At 42.7% G+C, this 22,172-nt stretch carries 26 protein-coding genes and 1 tRNA gene; 7 read left to right on the top strand and 20 right to left on the bottom strand.

Annotation, left to right across the window (positions count from 1 at the left end; translation table 11 throughout):
• Positions 1 to 74: 74 nt before the first annotated feature.
• Positions 75 to 151, bottom strand: a tRNA-Met gene (locus ACK1U4_RS00615).
• 337 nt (positions 152 to 488) lie between these two features.
• Between ACK1U4_RS00615 and ACK1U4_RS00610 the strand changes: the two genes are divergently transcribed.
• The 6 genes from ACK1U4_RS00610 to infA all read left to right on the top strand — a co-directional run bounded on the left by ACK1U4_RS00610 (position 489) and on the right by infA (position 5,260).
• Positions 489 to 1,658 carry a PhoH family protein gene (locus ACK1U4_RS00610; RefSeq protein WP_419399751.1) on the top strand — a complete coding sequence of 390 codons (1,170 nt, stop codon included), beginning with the start codon at positions 489 to 491 and terminating at the stop codon, positions 1,656 to 1,658.
• 228 nt (positions 1,659 to 1,886) lie between these two features.
• Positions 1,887 to 2,438, top strand: coding sequence for an rRNA maturation RNase YbeY (gene ybeY / locus ACK1U4_RS00605; protein WP_419399750.1), 552 nt, complete (start codon positions 1,887 to 1,889; stop codon positions 2,436 to 2,438).
• Positions 2,431 to 3,522 (top strand): asparaginase, encoded by a 1,092-nt coding sequence (locus tag ACK1U4_RS00600; protein ID WP_419399749.1) that lies wholly within the window; start codon positions 2,431 to 2,433, stop codon positions 3,520 to 3,522. The genes ybeY and ACK1U4_RS00600 overlap by 8 nt, the downstream gene beginning before the upstream one ends.
• A 190-nt stretch (positions 3,523 to 3,712) precedes the next feature.
• Entirely contained in the window at positions 3,713 to 4,117 is a 405-nt protein-coding gene (locus ACK1U4_RS00595) for a hypothetical protein (protein ID WP_419399748.1), read from the top strand.
• Between the two features lie 6 nt (positions 4,118 to 4,123).
• A complete protein-coding gene (gene truA / locus ACK1U4_RS00590; RefSeq protein ID WP_419399747.1) occupies positions 4,124 to 4,930 on the top strand; it encodes a tRNA pseudouridine(38-40) synthase TruA in 807 nt (268 codons plus the stop codon).
• A 108-nt stretch (positions 4,931 to 5,038) separates the two neighbouring features.
• Positions 5,039 to 5,260, top strand: a complete 222-nt coding sequence (gene infA / locus ACK1U4_RS00585; RefSeq protein WP_419399746.1) for a translation initiation factor IF-1 — start codon at positions 5,039 to 5,041, stop codon at positions 5,258 to 5,260.
• Between the two features lie 35 nt (positions 5,261 to 5,295).
• On the opposite strand, the gene fghA is transcribed toward infA, so the two are convergent.
• From fghA to ACK1U4_RS00550, 7 genes are all read right to left on the bottom strand, one after another.
• Entirely contained in the window at positions 5,296 to 6,135 is an 840-nt protein-coding gene (gene fghA / locus ACK1U4_RS00580) for an S-formylglutathione hydrolase (protein WP_419399745.1), read from the bottom strand.
• Positions 6,136 to 6,170: 35 nt separating this feature from the next.
• Complete coding sequence (locus ACK1U4_RS00575) at positions 6,171 to 7,280, bottom strand: S-(hydroxymethyl)glutathione dehydrogenase/class III alcohol dehydrogenase (RefSeq protein WP_419399918.1); 1,110 nt, start codon at positions 7,278 to 7,280, stop codon at positions 6,171 to 6,173.
• A 97-nt stretch (positions 7,281 to 7,377) separates the two neighbouring features.
• Positions 7,378 to 8,415, bottom strand: a complete 1,038-nt coding sequence (locus ACK1U4_RS00570) for an LLM class flavin-dependent oxidoreductase (protein WP_419399744.1) — start codon at positions 8,413 to 8,415, stop codon at positions 7,378 to 7,380.
• A gap of 3 nt (positions 8,416 to 8,418) precedes the next feature.
• Complete coding sequence (locus ACK1U4_RS00565; protein WP_419399743.1) at positions 8,419 to 9,825, bottom strand: TIGR00341 family protein; 1,407 nt, start codon at positions 9,823 to 9,825, stop codon at positions 8,419 to 8,421.
• 144 nt (positions 9,826 to 9,969) lie between these two features.
• The gene (locus tag ACK1U4_RS00560) at positions 9,970 to 10,098 is read right to left on the bottom strand and encodes a hypothetical protein (RefSeq protein ID WP_419399742.1); all 129 of its coding nucleotides are present in this window, start codon (positions 10,096 to 10,098) and stop codon (positions 9,970 to 9,972) included.
• 85 nt (positions 10,099 to 10,183) lie between these two features.
• Entirely contained in the window at positions 10,184 to 10,615 is a 432-nt protein-coding gene (locus ACK1U4_RS00555) for an organic hydroperoxide resistance protein (protein WP_419399741.1), read from the bottom strand.
• A 46-nt stretch (positions 10,616 to 10,661) separates the two neighbouring features.
• Positions 10,662 to 11,717: an NADH:flavin oxidoreductase/NADH oxidase gene (locus ACK1U4_RS00550; protein ID WP_419399740.1), complete on the bottom strand. Its 1,056-nt coding sequence runs from the start codon at positions 11,715 to 11,717 to the stop codon at positions 10,662 to 10,664.
• A 436-nt stretch (positions 11,718 to 12,153) separates the two neighbouring features.
• Between ACK1U4_RS00550 and ACK1U4_RS00545 the strand changes: the two genes are divergently transcribed.
• Positions 12,154 to 12,852, top strand: coding sequence for a TetR/AcrR family transcriptional regulator (locus ACK1U4_RS00545; protein ID WP_419421656.1), 699 nt, complete (start codon positions 12,154 to 12,156; stop codon positions 12,850 to 12,852).
• Positions 12,853 to 12,921: 69 nt separating this feature from the next.
• Here ACK1U4_RS00545 and mmsB read toward each other — a convergent pair whose 3' ends face one another.
• From mmsB to ACK1U4_RS00485, 12 genes are all read right to left on the bottom strand, one after another.
• On the bottom strand, positions 12,922 to 13,830 hold the full coding sequence (gene mmsB, locus ACK1U4_RS00540; RefSeq protein ID WP_419399738.1) for a 3-hydroxyisobutyrate dehydrogenase: 909 nt from the start codon (positions 13,828 to 13,830) through the stop codon (positions 12,922 to 12,924).
• A gap of 135 nt (positions 13,831 to 13,965) precedes the next feature.
• Positions 13,966 to 15,195 carry an enoyl-CoA hydratase/isomerase family protein gene (locus ACK1U4_RS00535; protein WP_419399737.1) on the bottom strand — a complete coding sequence of 410 codons (1,230 nt, stop codon included), beginning with the start codon at positions 15,193 to 15,195 and terminating at the stop codon, positions 13,966 to 13,968.
• Between the two features lie 16 nt (positions 15,196 to 15,211).
• A complete protein-coding gene (locus ACK1U4_RS00530) occupies positions 15,212 to 15,709 on the bottom strand; it encodes a hypothetical protein (RefSeq protein ID WP_419399736.1) in 498 nt (165 codons plus the stop codon).
• A 198-nt stretch (positions 15,710 to 15,907) separates the two neighbouring features.
• Positions 15,908 to 16,684: an enoyl-CoA hydratase gene (locus ACK1U4_RS00525; protein ID WP_419399735.1), complete on the bottom strand. Its 777-nt coding sequence runs from the start codon at positions 16,682 to 16,684 to the stop codon at positions 15,908 to 15,910.
• Positions 16,685 to 16,703: 19 nt separating this feature from the next.
• Positions 16,704 to 17,090 carry an effector binding domain-containing protein gene (locus tag ACK1U4_RS00520; RefSeq protein ID WP_419399734.1) on the bottom strand — a complete coding sequence of 129 codons (387 nt, stop codon included), beginning with the start codon at positions 17,088 to 17,090 and terminating at the stop codon, positions 16,704 to 16,706.
• Positions 17,091 to 17,120: 30 nt separating this feature from the next.
• Positions 17,121 to 17,396 carry a type II toxin-antitoxin system YafQ family toxin gene (locus ACK1U4_RS00515; RefSeq protein ID WP_419399733.1) on the bottom strand — a complete coding sequence of 92 codons (276 nt, stop codon included), beginning with the start codon at positions 17,394 to 17,396 and terminating at the stop codon, positions 17,121 to 17,123.
• Positions 17,386 to 17,700, bottom strand: coding sequence for a type II toxin-antitoxin system RelB/DinJ family antitoxin (locus tag ACK1U4_RS00510; protein WP_419399732.1), 315 nt, complete (start codon positions 17,698 to 17,700; stop codon positions 17,386 to 17,388). The genes ACK1U4_RS00515 and ACK1U4_RS00510 overlap by 11 nt, the downstream gene beginning before the upstream one ends.
• 129 nt (positions 17,701 to 17,829) lie before the next feature.
• Positions 17,830 to 18,990 (bottom strand): acyl-CoA dehydrogenase family protein, encoded by a 1,161-nt coding sequence (locus tag ACK1U4_RS00505; RefSeq protein ID WP_419399731.1) that lies wholly within the window; start codon positions 18,988 to 18,990, stop codon positions 17,830 to 17,832.
• Between the two features lie 70 nt (positions 18,991 to 19,060).
• Positions 19,061 to 19,297 carry a hypothetical protein gene (locus ACK1U4_RS00500; RefSeq protein ID WP_419399730.1) on the bottom strand — a complete coding sequence of 79 codons (237 nt, stop codon included), beginning with the start codon at positions 19,295 to 19,297 and terminating at the stop codon, positions 19,061 to 19,063.
• A complete protein-coding gene (locus tag ACK1U4_RS00495; RefSeq protein WP_419399729.1) occupies positions 19,290 to 19,625 on the bottom strand; it encodes a DUF7709 family protein in 336 nt (111 codons plus the stop codon). Before ACK1U4_RS00495 ends, ACK1U4_RS00500 begins: the two co-directional genes overlap by 8 nt.
• 141 nt (positions 19,626 to 19,766) lie before the next feature.
• Positions 19,767 to 20,654 (bottom strand): alpha/beta fold hydrolase, encoded by an 888-nt coding sequence (locus ACK1U4_RS00490; protein ID WP_419399728.1) that lies wholly within the window; start codon positions 20,652 to 20,654, stop codon positions 19,767 to 19,769.
• A 10-nt stretch (positions 20,655 to 20,664) separates the two neighbouring features.
• Positions 20,665 to 22,158 carry a CoA-acylating methylmalonate-semialdehyde dehydrogenase gene (locus tag ACK1U4_RS00485; RefSeq protein ID WP_419399727.1) on the bottom strand — a complete coding sequence of 498 codons (1,494 nt, stop codon included), beginning with the start codon at positions 22,156 to 22,158 and terminating at the stop codon, positions 20,665 to 20,667.
• Positions 22,159 to 22,172: the final 14 nt, after the last annotated feature.

The raw sequence follows: 22,172 nt of genomic DNA, 5'->3' as shown, positions 1-22,172 counted from the left end.
ATTCATTAAAAGCTTAATAAATATATTAGTTAATATAAAAAAAGCCAATAAAATAAATTATTGGCTTTTAAATATGGTGGCGATGAAGAGACTTGAACTCTTGACCTCACGATTATGAGTCGTGCGCTCTAACCAGCTGAGCTACATCGCCTAAACGTTGCGGATATTGTGTCCGCCTTGTGGACGCATATTATGCGTATTTCGACCCACCTCGTCAAGGGTCATTTGCAATTTTTTTTGCAATTTTTTAAGATTTTCCCCAAAAATACTGACTAAATCAACAATTTTTAGCAAATGGTATAATATTTTATCCGCTTTACCTTGAATTTTGTCACATATTTACCATAATAAACATGATAACCTTATAAATATAGCACCGATTCACTATCGTACCGAATTTTACACCGACATCCAAATTTTCAACACCTAATGACACCCAGTGACAATGAGCAAACCATTGATAAACTTTGATAAAAAAGGAAACTGTCTTGACTGATACCATTAGCCGAACTGTCGATTTATCCCAACTTAACACCCAACAACTCAAAACCCTTTTGGGTGAATATAACAACCATATCAAATACTTAGAACACCGTCTTGGTGTGCATATTCATCAACGTAAGACATCATTTGTGATTTCAGGCGACCTAGAGCCTGTCGAACGTGGCGAGCGGATTTTGACCCAACTTGCCGATGAAGTCGAAAGCAACGACACCATTACCCCAGAGGATTTGCATATTTTGGTACAGACTAGTTTTAGCCGTGAGCAAGATTTGACCCAATCAAATAGTCAAAATAACAGCCAAACTGACAGCCAAACCAACAACGAATTTGACGAATCACAAGGCGGTTATACCCCTATCACGCTACGCACTCGCAAAGGCAAGGTTATCCCTCGTGGCTACAACCAACAGCAATATGTCAAAAAAATCTTGATTTCGGACGTATCGTTTGGCGTAGGGCCTGCAGGGACAGGTAAGACGTACCTTGCGGTGGCGTGTGCGGTGGATATGCTTGAGCGTAATGAGATTGAACGGATTTTGCTGGTGCGTCCTGCGGTGGAAGCAGGTGAAAAACTGGGCTTTTTACCAGGGGATTTGACCCAAAAAATTGACCCTTATCTACGTCCACTGTATGATGCCTTGTATGAAATGCTAGGCTTTGAAAAGGTCGCTAAACTTATCGAGAAACAAGTCATCGAAGTCGCTCCCCTCGCCTATATGCGTGGGCGGACGTTGAACAATTCGTTTGTTATCCTTGACGAAGCCCAAAATACCACGCCTGAGCAGATGAAGATGTTTTTGACACGCCTCGGCTTTGGCTCTCGTGCGGTGATTACAGGCGATATGTCGCAGGTCGATTTGCCTCGTGGCACGCAGTCTGGCTTACGTCAAGCGTTGCAGATTTTAAGCCCGATTGAAGAAATTCATATCACCCATTTTGACAGTAAAGATGTGGTACGTCATCAGTTGGTACAAAAAATCGTCCAAGCCTATGATGTGTTTGATGAAGAACAAGAGGCAGAAAAATTGGCGAAAAAACAAGCTCGCCTTGCCGAAGAAGCGGAAAAACTCGCTCAACAACATGCCCTGCATCAAGCCGAACAAAATGCCTTGTTAAGTAAAATTGCAGGGACATTGGCGACTAAAGGTGAATAACGAAACCCTCTATCAACTTGGGCGTATGCAATACGCCCCTACATAACGGCTTGATTTTACGTTAAATTATTTCAATTTAGGCATTTTGATAAAATGTAGGTTGGGTTGAGCGTGCGAAACCCAACATTATCAACAAAATACGTTGGGTCTCATACTTCGACCCAACCTACAAATGATATCTTTGCCTAAGTTTTATCATTTTTAGAATCCCAACAACAGGTATTTACATTGTCAGCCCCAATCCCCTCTATTATTATCAGCTTTAGCGAAGATTTGCTCAATCAATCTGACTTTCCTACGATTGAAGCCTATTATGATAACGACAAACTCATGGCGATTTTTTCCCAAGTTTTAAGTTACCTAGCTGAAAATCCACAATTTGATTTGCCAGAACATTTAGCAGAAAGCTTATTTAGCAAACCTAGCGAAATTGAGCTTTACATTACCGAACCCATCGAGGCTCGTGAGATTAACCTTGATGCAAGGGGCAAGGATTACGCCACCAATATTTTATCTTATCCCAGTGAGTTGCCAGAAGCCGTGCTAGCGTTATTGCCAAATTTGCCGTTGGGTGAATTGGTGATTTGCCATGAAGTTGTGGTTAAACAAGCGGAAGAGCAAGGCAAAACGCTTACCGACCATTTAACGCATTTATTGGTGCATGGGTTGTTGCATTTGTTAGGGTTTGACCATGAATTGGGGCAAGCCGAGCAAGATGAAATGGAAAGTATTGAAATTGCGGTTTTAAAAGTATTGGGCGTGGCAAATCCGTATGAGTAAAAAAAATATAAATACAATCGGCATTATTTACGCAGGTGGCACGTTTGGCAGTTATGGTCAGCCACTGCAAGCTTTGCCAAATGACGAATTTTTGCCGATTTTAACCAACATCTTGAGCGAGCATTTTGCCACCTACCTCAATCATGCCGAACAGCCTGTGAATTGGCAAATTTTACCCAATGATATTGTTAAAGACAGTAGCCAACTCACCCCCAGTGATTTTGCCCATTTTTACCAACTTATTTTGCAAGCCATATCGCAAGGGATACGCCAATTTGTGCTACTCACAGGCACGGATACGTTAAGTTATCTTGGGGCATTTTTGGCAGAAAGTTTTGCCAATTCAAATACTTGTATTATCGTGACTGGGGCAATGCAACCGCTATTGGATAGCCAAATTTTAACCGCTTATCAAATCGACCCACATAGCGATGCCACGCAAAACCTGTTTGATGCGTGCAAACTGGCTCGACATGGCGAGGCAGGCGTGCGAGTGGCGTTTTCAGGCGAGCATTGGCACGCCCAAACGGTGCAGAAAATTCATAGCCATGACTTGATGGCGTTTGTCGGTCATCATCGTGCGGGCTACCCTGCGACTAGCTACAGCAATAAAGTGACTGCAAGCCAACAGGCTTTATGGCTTGAGGATAAATTGGCACAATTACCCAATGTGGTCGCCAGTCTTAGCCATGCCAATATTATACCCTTGTATCTAACTCCCATGTCAGCGGAGCAGTTAACAAGTCAGTTACAGCAAGCCTTAGCCAATCAACCGAATGGCTTGATTTTATTGGGGTTTGGTGCAGGGAATGTGCCTGTTAATGACTCGGTCAAAGCCTTGTTAAAGCAAGCGAAAAAGGACGGTTGTTTGGTGGTAATTAGCACGCAATGTCCGTTTGGTGGGGTCAGTGGTAGCTATGAGGCTGGGGCATGGCTTGAGGAATGTGGCGTACTTACGACAGGTCGGCTGACTGTGCCTGCGATTTTTGCTCGCTTGTTGTGGCTAACGGCGAATTTTGATACGCCAACTCGCAGACGGCAACGCTGGACGCATTGTATAAAAGATGCGAATAGTGTTGCATGAAGAATGAAATTTTTCTTTTTGTGGCAGGTATGCTATACTGAAGTGGTAGTAACGGTTGTAGTTTAAATATGCCTAGCTCACTCCGACACCTACCGTTATCATCGTAAGTGCGGTCTAAATGCACGAAATCTAGGTACTACGTTTTAACCCTATCATTTTGGTAGGGTTTTTTTATCGGTGGTTTTTATTGATGGATGATAGTAAGGCAAATGATAAAACCCATATCAAAAGTAGAATTCAACAAGACCCCAATGTATTATATAATTATGCGACAAATTTGCTATTATTGAGCGAAGTTTGTGAATTAGAATATGTGGACTTCATCCCCGATGCTCGCAGTGAAAAACATAATAGCCGTTGGAATTTTACACAGTATTTTAATCAAATATTATTGGAAAAATGCTTAACGCAAAACATTATCAATAAAAGTTGTCTAATTATGCCTACCAATAGCCAATATAATTTGGGACTACAATTTATTGATTATTATGTGGCGTTGGTATGGTCGAGTTTTGAATTTGGTAATAATTACTTAAATTTAAACATGCCTTCAAATCATCATCTTGTTATTAATAAACAATTTTTTGGTAAATAACTTTCTATGTCCTCTCAAACTTATGCCATCGGCATTGAATTTATCGGCACGAATTATCGAGGCTGGCAACGCCAACAAGAAGTCGATAGTATTCAACAACGCCTAGAAAGCGTGTTCTCCACCATTGCCAACGAACCCATCGAAATCATCGCCGCAGGTCGCACCGATGCAGGGGTTCATGCCTCCAACATGATAGCCCACTTTACCACCACCGCCCACCGTGAGCCATATAATTGGCTACGAGCCAGTAACAGCCTGCTACCACCAGATATTGCCGTGCGTTGGATTGTTCCTACGCCGTCTGACTTCCATGCACGCTTTAAAGCCATCGCCAGACGTTACCGCTATGTCACGCTAAATCAGCCATACCGCCCTGCGATTTTGAACGGTCAAGTCACCCACGAATACGCCCCACTCGACTTTGACAAAATGCAACAAGCCCTACGCTATATCGTGGGAACGCATGACTTTACCAGTTTTCGAGCGGTGGCGTGCCAGTCCAAACAACCTGTCCGCAACGTGCATTTTGCCAACCTGAGCCAACATGGGGATTTATTGGTGATGGATATTCAAGCGGATGGATTCTTACACCACATGGTACGCAATATCATGGGTAGTTTGTTTGCGATTGGGCGTGGTGAGCAAAACGTGGATTGGCTTGGTGAGTTGTTATTGGCAAAAGACCGTAAGCTCGCCGCCAAAACTGCCGATGCCGATGGGCTATATTTTATCAATGCCATTTACCCTGATGAGTTTCAGCAACTTTTGCCAAACGTGCGGTTATCCCCTGTTTGGCTGAATTTGGCGGAATAAGCGAAATTTTTGTACTGATTTGTAGTAAATTTCGCATTGTATTTGCCATTGTCAAGGCTTTGGCGTATAATTTGGCGTTAAATTTTCACTATTTTTGATAAGGCTATTATGGCAAAGAAAGACGATGTAATTGAATTTGAAGGCGAAGTGATTGACACCTTGCCAAACACGCTGTTTAAAGTCCGCTTAGAAAACGGTCACGAAATTATTGCTCACATTTCTGGCAAAATGCGTAAAAACTATATCCGCATTTTGACAGGTGACAAAGTCAAGGTCGAAATGACCCCATATGACTTGGATAAAGGTCGTATTACCTACCGTGGAAAATAACTTCCATCTAGCTATGATGGGTATGGATTGACACCCTACCCATTCAATGCCCTCGCATGAAATGCAATATGCTCACCAATAAAGCTTGCGATAAAATAATAGCTATGGTCGTAGCCTGCACGTGAATGATATTCACAAGCCACGCCTTTGTCAGTGCAAGCCCCTGTAAACAATTCAGGGCGTAATTGTTCCACCAAGAATTTATCGACATCGCCTTGGTCAATCAAAATCGGCAGGTTCAAACTGCTACTGGCGGTATTGCGAATCAACCATGTCGCATCATAATTTTGCCAAGCCTTTTCATCATTGCCTAGATAAGCGGTAAATGCTTTTTGCCCCCACGGCACTTGCGTTGGGGCGACAATTGGGGCAAATGCCGATACGCTTTGATAACTGCCCGTTTCACGCAAGGCGATAATTAACGCCCCATGACCGCCCATCGAATGTCCGAAGATGGATTTTTTATCCGTCACGTTAAAATGCTCGGCAATTAATTTTGGCAATTCATGCACGATATAATCATACATTTTATAGTGTTTTGACCAAGGCTCTTGTGTGGCATTGACATAAAATCCTGCCCCTTTACCCAAGTCATAGGCTTCATCATCTGCCACATCGTCGCCACGAGGGGAGGTGTCAGGAGCGACCACAATCACATGATGCTCGTTGGCATAACGCTGAAAGCCCGATTTGGTGATAAAGTTCTGTTCGGTACAGGTCAAACCCGATAGCCAATACAACACAGGCAAGGCTTGTTTTTCGGCTGACTCGGGTAGGTAAATGGCAAAATTCATCTCGCAATTTAAGGTATCTGAATGATGTTGCCAGACTTGTTGCTGTCCGCCGAAGATTTTATAGTTTTCGAGTTGTTGCATAGAAGTTATTCCCATTAAGTTTTTTGGAAACGGCATCAATAATGAATCACCGAACGAATCGACTTGCCTTCATGCATCAAATCAAAGGCTTCATTGATTTTATCCAGCCCCATGGTATGCGTGACAAACGGCTCTAGCTTGATGTCACCTTTCATGGCATCTTCGACCATTTTTGGTAATTGAGAGCGACCTTTTACCCCACCAAAAGCCGTGCCTTTCCAAGTACGACCCGTCACCAATTGGAATGGACGAGTAGAGATTTCTTGCCCTGCACCTGCGACACCGATGATGATGGATTGACCCCAACCACGGTGAGCCGATTCTAAAGCAGCACGCATGACATTGACATTACCAATACATTCAAAGGTATGGTCAACGCCCCATTTGGTCATCTCGACCAACACTTCTTGGATTGGCTTGTCATAATCGTTTGGGTTCAGACAATCGGTTGCACCAAATTCTTTGGCTAATTTAAATTTCTCTGGATTGGTATCAATGGCAAAGATACGCCCTGCTTTGGCTTGCTTTGCCCCTTGCAATACCGCAAGACCAATACCGCCTAGACCAAATACTGCTACCGAGTCGCCTTCTTGTACTTTAGCGGTATTATGCACCGCACCGATACCTGTGGTTACGCCACAACCAAGTAAGCAAACGTGTTCAGGATTGGCGTCTGGGTTGATTTTGGCAAGTGATACATCTGCCACCACGGTATATTCGCTAAAGGTTGAACAGCCCATGTAGTGATAAAGTAGTTTGCCTTGATAGCTAAAACGGCTCGTACCATCAGGCATCACGCCTTTGCCTTGCGTTGCACGCACCGATACGCAAAGGTTACTTTTGTTGGATTGGCAAAATTCACATTCGCCACATTCAGCGGTATAAAGGGGAATCACATGGTCACCGACTGCCACGCTGGTCACGCCTTCGCCGACTTCAACCACGATACCTGCACCCTCATGCCCCAAGACGACAGGGAATAAGCCTTCAGGGTCAGCACCCGATAGGGTAAATGCATCTGTGTGGCAGACACCTGTGTGGCTGATTTTTACCAATACTTCGCCTTTTTTGGGACGTTCTACGTCAATTTCGACAACTTTTAACGGTTCATTTGGGGCAAAAGCCACCGCAGCACGAGATTTGATGGTGTTGTTTGTTTGAGTCATGGGGGATTCCTAATTATACGAGTATAGTTATAAGGGCGTAGTTATAAAAGTATAGTAATTGAGAGGCATCATTGGCTTATTGTTTATCCACAATGTCTTTTAACAATTGATAAGATTTTAGCTGTTTTTCTTCATCGAAAATATAGCTGACCGCCATGATTTCATCAAACTGTACTTTATCACGCAAGCTTTGTAATTGATACGCCACGCTTTGTGGGCTACCAATCAACGAACAGGCGGTCATCTGCTCGACCACGGCACGCTCTTGGCTATAGATGGGTAGGGTGTCCAAATCTACAGGCCCAAAATGTGGTTTTTGGGTGGCGTGGGTGTGATTTTTCCACACGTCTTCTGCGTTTGCCATCGGTGGTTGCATGGCTTGTTGGGCGTTGGTGACGACATTTAAGAAAAATTGCGTTTGGGTGGTGGCAAGCATTTTGGCTTCATCATCCGTATCGGCAACAATCGCATTGACACCGACAATCACATAAGGTTCGGCAAGGTGTTTGGACGGTTTAAAATTATTGCGATAAATCTGCACCGCCATCTCGAGCATACGTGGGGCAAAGTGCGAAGCAAAGGCATACGGTAAGCCGAGTTCCGCAGCCAGATAAGCACTTTCAGTGCTTGAGCCTAAGATATAAAACGGGACATTTAAGCCTGCCGATGGATAAGCCGACACAGGGTTGCAATCATCAAAATAACCACGTAACTCCGCAATTTCAGTGGCAAAGTCAAAGGTTTGGCGACCACGGCGTAACGCTTGAGCGGTACGCATATCCGTGCCAGGGGCTCGACCCAATCCCATTTCCACACGGTTGGGGTAGAGGGTTTCTAATGTGCCGTATTGTTCCGCCACTACATAGGGGGCGTGATTGGGTAGCATGACACCGCCCGAGCCGACTTTGAGCGTTTGGGTATTTGCCAAAGTATGTTGAATCAAAAGTGCTGTTGCCGAGCTTGCCAAATTTTTCATGTTATGGTGTTCGGCAATCCAGTAGCGTTCTATGCCAATCTTTTCGGCAAATTGAGCAAGCGTTATCATGGACTGCATGGCTTGGTTGTAATTTTGACCTTGACGCACAGGGACAAGGTTTAGGATAGAGAGTTGCATAGTTTAATTCGTCTCATCAGGTGTTTTTGGGTTGGTGTTTGGCTTTATGGCTGGCTGTATCACTAGCTGTATTGACTCTTGTTGCAGTCGTGCTTTGAGCCATGCCTTTAAGCGTTGCTGTTCATCATCTGATATGGCTTTGGATGTTTGTAGAATCACGATATAAGTCGATTCATTATTTTTGGCAGATGGTGTACCTTGCCAATGCGTACCTTGCCCTATCGTCATCTGTTGAACATCTGGATATTGTGCTTGCAATTCTTGTAGCAAACGCTTATCTGAGATGTCCTGCTCATTTTTTTGCGACATCAATGCTTGAATATGTTGCTGTTGCTCAGCCAGTTGAGCTTTTAATTGTGTTGAGTTTTCTTGGTTGTTTAATAGTTCATTTTTAAAATCATTTAAATTCTCCAAACTGCCACCAGCGTATAATACTTGAACATGGGCTTGATCAAGCCCTATCTGTTGTAGCTGCTGAGTGAGTTTTTCGCTAATTTTCTCGGTATTACCTGAGCCATTAATAATCAAACGAACGGATTGCTTTTTTTCATCAATATCACTATTTAAAATAAAGAATTTCTCATCACGCTGTACTGCTTGAATGCTATTCATGGCTTTGGTGTTAAACACTTCTTTTTTAATCAAATTCATCGCCAAATAAATACTAGGAATCATAATTCCAGATACCACCAAAAAAATCACGATATTATAAAAACGGCGTGTTGATTCGGTAAGTAAGCCACGCCTTGGCAAACGCAATAATTTACAAAATAGTAGTGTAGAAAATGCGATAAATACACAATTGATGGTAAATAAATAAAACGCCCCAAAAAAATAATCCCAATTGCTCGTTGCTAAGCCATAGCCTGCCGTGCAAAGTGGTGGCATCAAGGCAGTTGCAATAGCGACACCTGGAATAACATTGCTCATCTCTTTACGAGTCAGGGCAATAATCCCTGCACTACCACCAAAAAATGCAATCAGCACATCCCACAAATTGGGCTGTGTGCGTGCCAATAATTCACTTTGGGCTTGTTGTAATGGGCTAATCAAAAAATATAATGTTGCTGTAACCAAAGCGATGACAATAAAGATAAAAATATTGCGAATGGACAGACGAATCAATCCAATATCACTGACAGCCACCCCATAGCCTATACCAACAATCGGTCCCATTAAAGGTGAAATAAGCATTGCACCAATCACGACTGCTGTACTGTTCATATTTAGACCAATACACGCAATCAAAATCGCAAACATGAGTACCCATAAGTTTGTTCCCGAAACTTGTGCATCGCTACGAATATCATTATCAATGGCATCGGGATGTGCCTGGTTATGATATAAGCTAAACATGCTGCCTGATTTATGCTGTACGGTTTGCGAATTATCTTCGGATTGGTTATTCATCATCAAGTTCTCAAAATTGCTTTATTGGCATCACACATCATGATGATGTGGTCTAAAAGTATGTCATTTATTTTGCTTTCAGACCACATTTTAATCCAAATTTTGCGTATTCATCAATTGAAGTAACAATAAAGGATGAATGTATTATGCGGGCTGTTGGGTAACAGGGGTTCTGCCTAGCACACAAATTTCTTGCACATCATTCGCCAAGATGGCTTCACGCAAGGCACTTTGCCCAAGCATACCTGTTGCACCGATAATTAAAATTTTCAATATTTTTACTCATTTATGTTGATTAACAAACGCCTAAACCGCCCAAAGCTAAGCTTGGACGGTGTTTTTTACTAAACAATTGATATTACAAATCAAATTGTTGCACGACTTTCACGTGTAAACGCACATCAATGTTGCCACGAGTAGCATTTGAATATGGGCAAACTTCGTGGGCTTTATTAATCAATGTGCGAGCGTCTTCTTCGCTGATACCTTCAACCGTGATGGTAATATCAAGGTCAAGACCGAATGCACCATCTGCCTTTTGACCGATACCCACAGCCACCGAAGTGCTTGATTTGGTTGGTTTAATGCCTAGGCTTGGGGCAACGTGATTCATGGCACTGTCAAAACAAGCCGCATAGCCCATGGCAAATAGTTGCTCTGGATTTGTACCAGTTTTACCTTCGGTATTTTGAAAGCCGACTAAGTCAAAGCCGATAGAACCATCATCGACTTGGGTATGACCGTCACGACCGCCTGTGGCTGTTGCTGATGTGTGATAAAAAATTTTCATGGTAGATACCTTTTTGTTAAGTTAAAAAATCATTAAAAAAGTTAAATCAATACGCTCGTGAATACTGTGCAGGTACAAACTGTACACCACTGCTATCACTAGCATTGCGGTTATATTGAGTATTTAGCACCCAGTTTGGGTCACGGAGCAAACCACGACCAACCGCCACCAAATCCGCATCACCGCTACCCAGTACAAAATCCGCCACTTCTGGCTCTTCTAGCATACCGACCGCAATCACAGGCAAGCCTGTTTCCGCCTTGATACGGCGAGCAAAAGGCACTTGATAGCCTGCCGAAATCGGTGGGTGATTGGCTTTGTTTAACACGCCATCACCACCACCACTGACATGGAGCATATCCGCCCCTGCTTGAGCAAAGCGTTTGCCAATCTCTACGCCATAGTCCAAATCATAGCCATTGTCGCCATATTCTTGCGCAGAAAAACGCACGATTAACGGCATATCAGTAGGCATCACTGACTTAGATGCCTTGATAACTTGTTCACCGAACAATAGACGGTCTTGACCATATTTATCGCTACGTTGATTAGATTTTGGCGATGCAAATTGATGAATCAGATAACCATGTGCCGCGTGCAATTCAATCGTATCAAAGCCCGCATCCACTGCACGTTTGACCGATTCACGAAATTTTTCGATTAAATCGCTAATATCGCTTTCACTTAATTCTAAAGGCATGGTTAAGTTTTGCCCTTCAAAATCTTGCTTGCCATAATGAATCGCAGACGGTGCAACACTTTGGCAATCTTGGGCTTTACGACCTGCATGGGCGATTTGAATACCGATTTTTGCACCGTATTGGTGTACGCTATCCACAATTTCTTTGAACACATCACGTTGCTCATCGTTCCAAAGACCAAGGCAGTTTGGTGAAATACGACCATTCGGGGCAACATTAGTCATCTCAACGATAATCAAGCCCACGCCACCAATGGCACGAGAAGTATAATGCACCTTGTGCCAGTCGTTTGGCATACCGTCTGTGGCAGAATATTGGCACATTGGTGGCATCACCACACGGTTACGCAGTTCAAGATTTTTGAGGGTATAAGGGGTGTTTAAAAAACGTAGTTTAGCCATGAGAATTTTCCTAGTATTATCTATGTTAATTATTTTAAATTTTCAACATTAACGCACGAATTTAACCACATCATAAAAGGCTCGTCTTGTTTGTTCATGGTAGGGTACTCCAAAATTAAAAAACATCATAATAAAGGTAAAGTAGCAATAATTTATCAGTGGTTTCTCAATAATTTTTGCATACCTACCAATTGATAGGTTAAATTATAAAGCAGGAAATTTACCTGTCAAGTAGTAGGTAGATTGGTTTTTGTGATACAATGGTTTAGAAAATTCATATAAGCTTGAGTAGAAATGGGTTATTTTTAATTAAAAATACTGCTAGGTAATTGTATTTATAATGATTTTTATTTTTCTCAAGCTTAGCATGTTTTAATGTGGATTTTATTTTTAAGGTCAAAATATTACAAGATTTCACAATTTTACGACATCCCTTTTGTCTAAGTGGACAAAGACCATCAAGCTATCGCAATGTACACCTGACATGGCGATTAAAAATACAGGAAAGAGTAAAGACATGAGCAAAGAAAGTAATGTTGAAAGTAGCAGTGAAAATAACAGTGAAAATCGCAATGCAATTTCCAAAGAAAGCACACGAGATAAATTACTTAAACTTGCCAGTGAACTGATGCGAGAAAAGGGCTATGCTGGGTTTAGCTATGCCGACTTAGCGGACGAAATTGGTATCAAAAAAGCCAGTATCCACCATTATTTCCCCACCAAAGCGGATTTGGGCTTGGCGGTGGTATCAGCTAGCCATGATGATGTCAGACAAACCTTTGCCAAAATTGAAAGCAATCATAGCGATGTGCAAGGGCGTTTGACCGCTTATGTCGATTTGTTCACTGATACTTGCGAACGCTTGCCGATGTGTGCAGCTTTGGTAGCGGATAAGCATAAACTGCCTGAAGTCTTAATCGCCAAAACCCAAGATAACTTTACCTTACAACTCGATTGGTTAGAAAAGGTTCTAAACCAAGCGGTTGAAAATAAAGAAATTCAGCCACTCAATATCAGCGATACCGCCTTGATGATTTTAAACCTGTGTGAGGGGGCGAGTTTGGTTGCCAATGCGTTGGGGGATAAAGGGATTTTTGAGCGGACGAAAAAACAGATATTAGCGATGGTAGGCTAATTGATGAAAGGGCGTAATCATTACGCCCTACCCAACCTACATGCTGTAAAAATGCGTAAGTCCTGTATATTAACCTAACACATTTTCATCATACTGACCTAAGATACTCGAAAAGTCCTTATCCCCATGCACTTCACTATGCTTTGTATAAAGAGCATTGGCTTGGTCTGCCATTGGGGTAGCAACGCCTGTATCTTCGGCAGTTTGTTTGGCGAGGTTCATGTCTTTAAGCATCAGCTTACTCATAAATCCGCCTGTATAACCTTTGCTTGACGGTACAGTTTCAAGCACGTTCGGATACGGATTATACACTTCGAGTGTCCAGTTACGTCCAGAGCTTTGGAGCATGATGTCGGATAACACTTTGGCATCCAGTCCATTTTTCACACCTAAATTAATCGCTTCGGCTGTGCCACTCATCAAGATACCCAGTAGCATATTATTACAGATTTTGGCAACTTGCCCTGCTCCGACATCACCTGCATGGAAGATATTTTTACCCATGGCTTGTAATACTGGCTTTATGGTTTCAAAATCGGCTTGCTCACCACCGACAATAAAAGTCAATGTACCTGCGGTCGCTCCGCCTGTACCGCCTGACACAGGGGCATCCATGAAGGTAATGCTTTTGGCTTTGGCGACTTCGGCAACCGCTTTGGCATCGCTAGAAGCAATCGTACTACAGTCCACCAATATTGTGTCACTCGCTACCGCATCAATCAAGCCGTTACCATTTTCACCGATATAAACAGACTTAACGTGTTGCCCCGCAGGTAGCATGGTGATAACCATATCGACATTTTTACTGGCTTCAACAGGTGATGAGGCAACAGTCGCCCCTTGTTTGGCAACGTCATCAAGCACGGCTTGGTTTAGGTCAAAGACATTAAGGGCAAAGCCTTTTTTGATTAGGTTTTCTGCCATCGGCTTGCCCATGTTGCCAAGTCCGATAAAGGCGATTTTTTGAATGGTTTTCATATAACACTCCTTGTTATGTTTGGGTTTTACTCAAGCTTTTTTGGTAGCTAATTTTTAACACACGATATGCGTGGGTTACGCCAAACAGACGGCTAACCCACTACAATGCTTATGACTTACGCTTATGCTTAGGGCTTATCCTTTGGCTAATTGACTTGACAAAGATTTATCACTTAGCCAATCTTCAAATGGATGTTCACCATTTGGGAAAGCCGTCTGCAAATGCGAAATAATATAACTGGTATCGCATTCATCAAGGGTTTTGCTCCACTTCGGTGATTTATCCTTATCAATCAACAAGGCTCGCACGCCCTCACGAAAATCAGGATAATTGGCACAATGCAATGACGCATTCATCTCCATATACAGCACTTGCTCCAATGATAGCTTGCTTGCTCGCTCAAAAATCTCAAACGTCAAACCTGCCGACACAGGGCAACCGTGCGTATAGGTATCGACCGCACGAGATAGCCATTTATCAGTATCGCCATTGACTTTGCTAAAGTTATCATTACGCAAGGCTTTGTCCATATCATGCACCGAGCCTTGATTGACCACCGCTTGAATACGGTCAAAATGGGTCATCAAATTGCTATCGGCAAGGTGTTCGACATGGTGAACGCTTGCTAACGCTTGACTGGCGATATCTTGTAAATTGACATTGTCTTGGCTATGCGAATCGGTGCTTTTTAGAGAAGAGCAGTTGGCTTGCCAGTTGGCATTTACCAACGCATTGATGACTTTTTCATATTCATCACTTGCCACCGCATATTCCGCCAAACTGGTAAAAATCGCATCTTTGGCATTGCAATTCGCCCCTGTTAGACCTAAGAACAAGCCGACTTTGGCAGGCATACGAGCCAAGAACCATGAACCTGTGGCATCAGGATACAGCCCAATGGTAATCTCTGGCATGGCAAAACGTGTGGTTTCGGTGACGACACGGTGGCTACACATCGCCATCAAGCCCATACCACCGCCCATGACGATACCGTTGCCCCATAGGATAATGGGTTTTTGGTAAAAGTGCATTTGGCGATATAGGCTATATTCGTTTTCAAAAAACTCAACGGCATAGGCATTTGGCTGTTGAAGTGGGATTTGGGTCGGGTTATCCGTCATGCTGTCGTAGAGTTTGCGGATATTGCCACCTGCACAGAATGCCTTGTCGCCACTGCCTTTGAGGATGACGGTTACGATTGATTCGTCACTCGCCCATTCGGTCAGCTGAGTTGCCATGAGTTTGCACATATCCACGCTGAGGGCGTTTAGGGCTTTAGGGTCATTCAATGTCATTGTGCCGATTTGATGACCGCTTGTGGTTTGGATTGTGTCAAATAATACGGGGCTTTCCATGTTTTCCATTTTTCATTCCTTTATCTTACAATTTTTCTAAAATAAATTTTGGCAATAAAAACGCATAATATTCTTTAAACAAGTTTCCCATATTGGTATAGCCTGCATAACGTTTAAAAACTGATTCAAAGCCTTGTTTTATTAACTCATAGTTATCAATTTCTACTGTTAAATCTTTAGCAAAACCAATAATTTGTAATGGCAAATCAAAATCAATTAAGGCAAAAACAGGTTCATCTTGACTAAAAATAAGAAAAGGTGTGTTCATGTGTGGGTTGTAAAAACAATCTATAACATTTGTTGTCAGCTTTTCACATCTCACGACACAACATTTATCGTTATCAGTAGAAGCTAAAATTTTATCGCCTTGAATATACTTGTTTAAAACTTCAACCAAAACCTCTGTGGGAGTAATTTCATCAAAAATGATATCACCTAACTCATAAGGCATGGTTAGATAATGATAATTTTTATTCAAATGTGGTTTACAATCACCTTCATTTTTGGAAAAAAAATTTATCAAAATTTAAATCATTGGCTTGTTCTACAGTCAATAAAAATGCGTTATCTTTGGCTAAATCTTGCCTTTCAATTTCCCAAGTTGTGTGGTTAAAATAGTAATGGTCGCTATTTGGTAGATAAAAGCCTTGCATTGATTTTCCTTAAACTATCTATTCAAATAGTGGGCGTATTCAATACGCCCCTACCGTCAATTTCAAAATCATTTCCAAACCGCAGGGCGTTTTTCTAAAAACGCATTAACACCTTCGCTTTGATTTGCCCCATCAAACAACTTCAAGAACAACTCACGTTCTGTAATCCAATTAAAACTTGGTGGCTGGACACGAGCCGACTGAATCAAGGTCTTACTTGACGCAATCGCATCAGGTGACTGCTTGGCGACTTTTTCTGCCAATGCTAATGCCGTTTCTAACCCTTTGCCAGTTTCCACCACTTCTTCAACCAAGCCGATTTCTAACGCTTTATCCGCTTTGACACGCTCACCGCACAGAATCATACGCTTCGCCCAGCCCTCGCCCACAAGCCAAGGTAGGTTTTGCGTACCGCCTGCACAAGGCAACAAGCCCACAGATAGCTCTGGCAATGCCATTTGGGCGTGGCTTTCGGCAATGCGGATATCACACGCCAATGCACATTCCAAACCGCCACCCATCGCATAGCCATTGATACAGGCAATCGACACGCCACGGAAGTTTGACAGGGCTTGGAACGCCTCACCAAACGCCACCGCCATGTCAAAGGCTTGACCTTTATCGCCACTGGCAAAGCTGTTCAAATCCGCCCCTGCTGAGAAGAATTTTTCGCCATCGCCATGCACGACAAGGGCTTGAACTTGTTTATTGGTGTTTAGGTCGCTGATAAGCTGTTTTAGACTGGCTAAACTGTCTTTTGTCCATGTATGAGCAGGTGGGTTGTTGAGCGTCAAAATGGCAATATGACGGTCGATTTTTAGGTTTAGGTTGGTGTAATTTGACATGATAAATTCCTTTTATTTGTTAATCTTTGATACCGATATGAATTTCAACCGTCCCATCAAGCAAATATTTTTCATAATCCACTTGATACGCTCGATTGATTTCACCCTTTTCTTCCAACTGCCAAATCTTTATCCAAGTTTGAGGCAATTCTAGGCGATTGGTTTTAAACACTTGATAAGGCGTATCAGGCAACTCAATCATTTTGCCATCACTAGGGGTTTCACTGGCGGTGCTACAAGTATAATCGCCTTGATAATTTGACGCATACTCATGGTACACCCCATATAAAACCGACAGCCCATGACCTTGCAAAATAGTTTGTTGCCACAATTCGCCAAATTTTTTCATCACTTCGATATCAGTGAAATTATTGGTTCTGATTGTGTTAACTTCATATAGGGTCATGGCTGTTATCCTAGATATTTGTGCCAAAAATCAGCCAAAAATTTCCGAATGGGTATTTAACTGGTGAAACTCTACAATATCTTGCTCATTAATCTTATAAATCAGCACCAAATCAGGCTTCACATGACAATCTCGAAAGCCTTTTTTATCGCCATGTAAAGGATGGTCGCAGTATTTTTCGGGCAATGGCTTGCGTTGGGTCAAACATTGAAATACCTCACCCCATTCAGGCGTTACCAAATCAAGATAGCGTTTTTTGATATCTCGCTTAAATTGATTGGTGAGCAAAACCTGCCTATCTGCCATCAGCTAACTCCAACATGGCTTGCATTGCCTGTTCTGGCGTTTTGTAAAGCGTATAATCACCGCTTTCGACTTCTTTGGCAGATTGTTCCAATTTCGCTTTTGCCTTGGCAGTCAGCGTTGCCGTGCTTGATGATTCAACACGTTTATGCCAATCAAATGATATTGGCACGACATTGGTTTCGGCAATTTGATTTAAAAATAGCTTAAAGGCTTGAGCAGGCGACAAGCCATAACGCTCTAGCACAGGAAAGGCTCGATTGCGTAAGTCATCATCCAGTCGCATATTAAAATTGGTGGCTGACATCTTTTTCTCACTTATCAAATTATGGGGAAACGGGTTAAATGTAAGTTATTGTAGCACTTTTTCTTACATTTTACACCCATATTCATTGATAATTAAACCATCAATCGTACCCTTTATCCCATTTTCAGCTTATTGCAATCTTGCTAACGCCCCGTCATCCATCATTTTACGAGCGACAATCATTCGCATGACTTCATTCGTCCCCTCAAGGATTTGATGAACACGCAAATCACGCACATGACGCTCTAGCGGATATTCTTGCAAATAACCATAGCCACCATGTAGCTGTAACGCTTGGTTCGCTACTTCAAAGCTTAAATCAGTCGCAAGGCGTTTTGCCATCGCACAATAAGCAGTCGCTTCAGGGGTTTTATTGTCCAAATTATAGGCTGCCAAACGCACCATTTGACGAGCTGAAACAAGCTGGGTCAACATATCAGCAAGTTTGAATTGTACTGATTGGAACTGGTCAAGCGTTTTACCAAACTGGCTACGTTCTTGCACATACTGCACCGCACGGTCAAGAGCAGCTTGAGCCGTACCCACCGCACAAGTGGCGATATTGATACGTCCACCGTCCAAGCCTTTCATGGCAAAGGTAAAGCCTTGACCTTCTTCACCAAGTAGGTTTTCGGCAGGGACTTTGACTTGGTTAAAATGCACGGCGGCGGTTGGTTGGCTTTTCCAGCCCATTTTGTGTTCGTTTTTACCATAGCTAACGCCTTCTGCATTGGCATCCACCACGAATGCCGAAATGCCTTTTGCCCCATTGTCACTGGTGCGAGCCATCACCACAAGCACATCGGTCGCCCCTGCCCCAGAGATAAACATTTTTTGCCCTGTAAGCAGATAGTGGTCGCCATTTTTGACGGCTTTGGTGGTCAATGAAGCAGCGTCCGAGCCTGCATTAGGTTCGGTCAAGCAGTAGCTTCCTAATTTTTCACCTGTTAGCATTTCTGGTAGGTATTTTTCAGCAATTTCTGGTTTAGCAAATTCACCAATCATCCACGATACCATGTTATGAATGGTCATAAAGGCAGCGGTTGAGGTGTCACCATACGCCAATTTTTCAAAAATAATTGAAGAATCAAGACGAGGCAAGCCAAGACCGCCAAAGTCTGGGTTGGTATAAAGTCCCATAAACCCTAATTCGCCTGCTTGTTTAAATACTTCTTTTGGGAAGTAGCCTGTTGCGTCCCATTCGGCTGAAAAAGGGGCAAGTGATTTGGCGGCAAATTGCTCGGCTAAATCGGCAAAGGCTTGTTGGTCTTCGGTTAGGGAAAAGTTCATTTTGATTTCCTTAAAAAATTACTATTAAAAAAGTATTTACTTGCAACGTGCGAATTTTCTTTCAATAAATTTAGTGACTTAATTGCTCTTCATAGAAATCTAAGTATTCATATACGCCTTTATTTTCAAACTCTAATCTCAATTTGTATTCAGAGTGGCTCTCTGTAGTATATGATGAAATTCTATCAATAATGCCATAACAACCAAAATACCCACTCTTTTCATCAGTTACTCTTAAATCATAGCCAACAAAAACTTCGCCAAGTTTGGGAAATTTTAATCTTTGATATCTTTGTACTTTAGTCATTTAATATCTTTTGATATTCACCGATTAATTGTCTAGCTTGTTTAGCCAAAAAGTTACGCCCTAAATTTTCGTTTGATGCCCATTCATCAACACTAAACAATTCAAACATACCAATTTTAATTAAGGTTGGAATGGCTTGAATTAGCTCTTGCTCAACATCACCACGCTCACCTGCGTTATAGCGTTCAATGTTATGGAGCATGGTCGCTACTGTGCCTGTTTGTACCTTTGTGCCGTCTTTCATTGTGACTTGGGGTAGGGTTTCGCCGTCAGCCAAAATTTTTTGGTTAATGTTGGCTAACTCATCGGTAAATTGTGGTTTTGACATTTTTTCTGTTCAAATTTCAATTGTCATTTAAGTAAGATGCCAACTTGAAACCATAGTTAGATTAACCCCCTCTAGCTCCCCCTTGCTTAACAGGGGAGGTGATAAATCGCTCTCAATATAATCTCAAAAACCTTACATCCCTCAAGTATGCAATGTAATCCAATTTAATATAGCTTGCCACACCTCACCACTGGCATTTTTACTCAGCATAATCCGACCATGCGTATAATCTTCTAAATGCTGATGGCGAATACCAAACGCCATAAATTCATTTGCCTCATGCTCAAAGGCATCTAAAAACGCTTTACACCCTGCAATCGGTGCAATCCACTTATCCCCTAGCCCTGCAATGGCGATAATCGGAACTTTAACCTTTGGCATTTGGGTTCGATAATCAATGGAGTTATCCAAATTCACAAATTGCTTAGTTAAATTCCAATCAAACCACGGTTGCATGGTGGCATAAGTTTCGTTTATCACCCCAAGTTTAAACCACTTGGCAGGGATAAAGCCCAAATGTTTGGTCAGTTGTTTTGCCAACCACAATCGGACAAAGTCGACACGGGTTTGCACCGCTCCAAACGCTTGACAAGCCACGATACTGGCACTTTTAATTATGGCTTGATAGTGAGGGTAATGTATCAAGCACAATGTTAAAGCAATACCACCACCACTATGGGTAATACAATGTAACGACTTCACCTGTAAGTCATTGATTAAATAATCAAAACTGGCTTTAATGTCGTATTTGGCAACGGTGTTAAAATCAAATTCTTTTGCGGGCTTAGGGCTGTCACCATGCCCACGCCACTCCAAAATAAAACACTGATAATTTAATGTTGCTAAAAATTCAGCAATCCCTAACATAATTCGTTTATCCGAAAATGCCCCATGTGTCAAAAAAATGGCATTTTCAATGACTTTAGTATTAGGTTGAGATTGGTTAAATGGTTGCTTAGCAATATGCCAAAGTGCCACTTGCTCACCGTCATCGGTGTTCAGCAAGTGGCAAGTTTTTACCATAGTCATCACGACAGCATTATTTTAATGAAATCGTGGTATTCACGCCTTTACTGGCCTCATCATCAAACCAACGAGCAGTAACGGTTTTGGTTTGGGTGTAGAACTGCACCGCTTGTTTACCATAAGGACCTAAATCGCCCAGCTTACTGGCACGAGAGCCTGTGAATGAGAACATTGGTAGTGGCACAGGAATCGGCAAGTTGATACCCACTTGACCCACATCAATATCTTGTTGGAATTTATGAGCAGCCGCCCCTGACTGGGTGAAAATCGCTGTACCGTTGCCGTTTGGGTTGGCATTGATAATCGCAATCGCTTCATCAAGGCTGTCAGCGTACATGATATCAAGGACTGGTCCAAAGATTTCTTGTTGATAGCAAGTCATATCTGTGGTGACTTTATCCAAGATAGTTGGCCCTACGAAGTTACCATTTTCATAGCCTTCGACTTTGATACCACGACCATCTAGCAATAGCTCTGCACCCTCATCAACACCTGCTTGAATCAGACGTTCGACACGTTGTTTGGCTTGTGGTGAAATCACAGGTCCAAGGTCTTTGTCATCTTTACCTGCTGATACCACCAATTTTTTGGCACGTTCAACGATATCACCGACCCAGTTTTTGGCTTCACCGACTAGAATCACCACTGACAACGCCATACAACGCTGACCTGCCGCTCCAAACGCTGCCCCTGCTAATTGGTTAAGGCATTGTTCTTTATTGGCATCAGGTAGGATGACCGCATGGTTTTTCGCCCCCATCATACACTGGACACGTTTACCTGCTTGGCTTGCGGTGTTATAAACGTGCGTACCAACGGCAGTCGAGCCAACAAACGAAATCGCTTTGATATCTGGGTGGGTACAAATCGCATCAACGGTGTCTTTACCGCCATGCACCACGTTTAACACGCCTTTTGGAATCCCTGCTTCAAGGGCAAGCTCAACCAAACGCATGGTTACCATTGGGTTCTGTTCTGATGGCTTCAAGATAAAGGTGTTACCCGTGGCAATCGCCATTGGGAACATCCATAGCGGAATCATGGCTGGGAAGTTAAATGGGGTAATCCCTGCACACACGCCAAGCGGTTGTTGGATGTTGTACATATCCACGCCTGTGGCGACATTTTCGATAAACGCACCTTGTTGTAGGTTACCAATACCTGAAGCGTGTTCGACCACTTCAAGACCACGGAACACATCGCCTTTGGCATCGGCAAGGGTTTTGCCTTGCTCTTCGGTCAGCATACTGGCAAGCTCGTCCATGTTGTCACGGATAAGTTGTTGGTATTTTAGGAAAATGCGTGAGCGTGTGTTGATTGGGGTTTTACGCCAAGTTTTGAAGGCTTCGACCGCACTGGCAACAGCTTGGTTAATCTCGTCCTGTGTGGTTTGTGGCACTTGGGCGATGACTTCTTGGGTGGCTGGGTTGTTGAGGTCAATCCATTGGTTAGTGGCTGAATCGACAAATTCACCGTTGATAAGTTGTTTGACTTTTTGAATGGTCATTTTAAAATCCTTTT

The sequence above is a fragment of the Moraxella sp. TY6 genome (assembly GCF_048551375.1).
Lineage (GTDB): Bacteria > Pseudomonadota > Gammaproteobacteria > Pseudomonadales > Moraxellaceae > Faucicola.
This window is presented reverse-complemented; position numbering and strand designations above follow the sequence as displayed.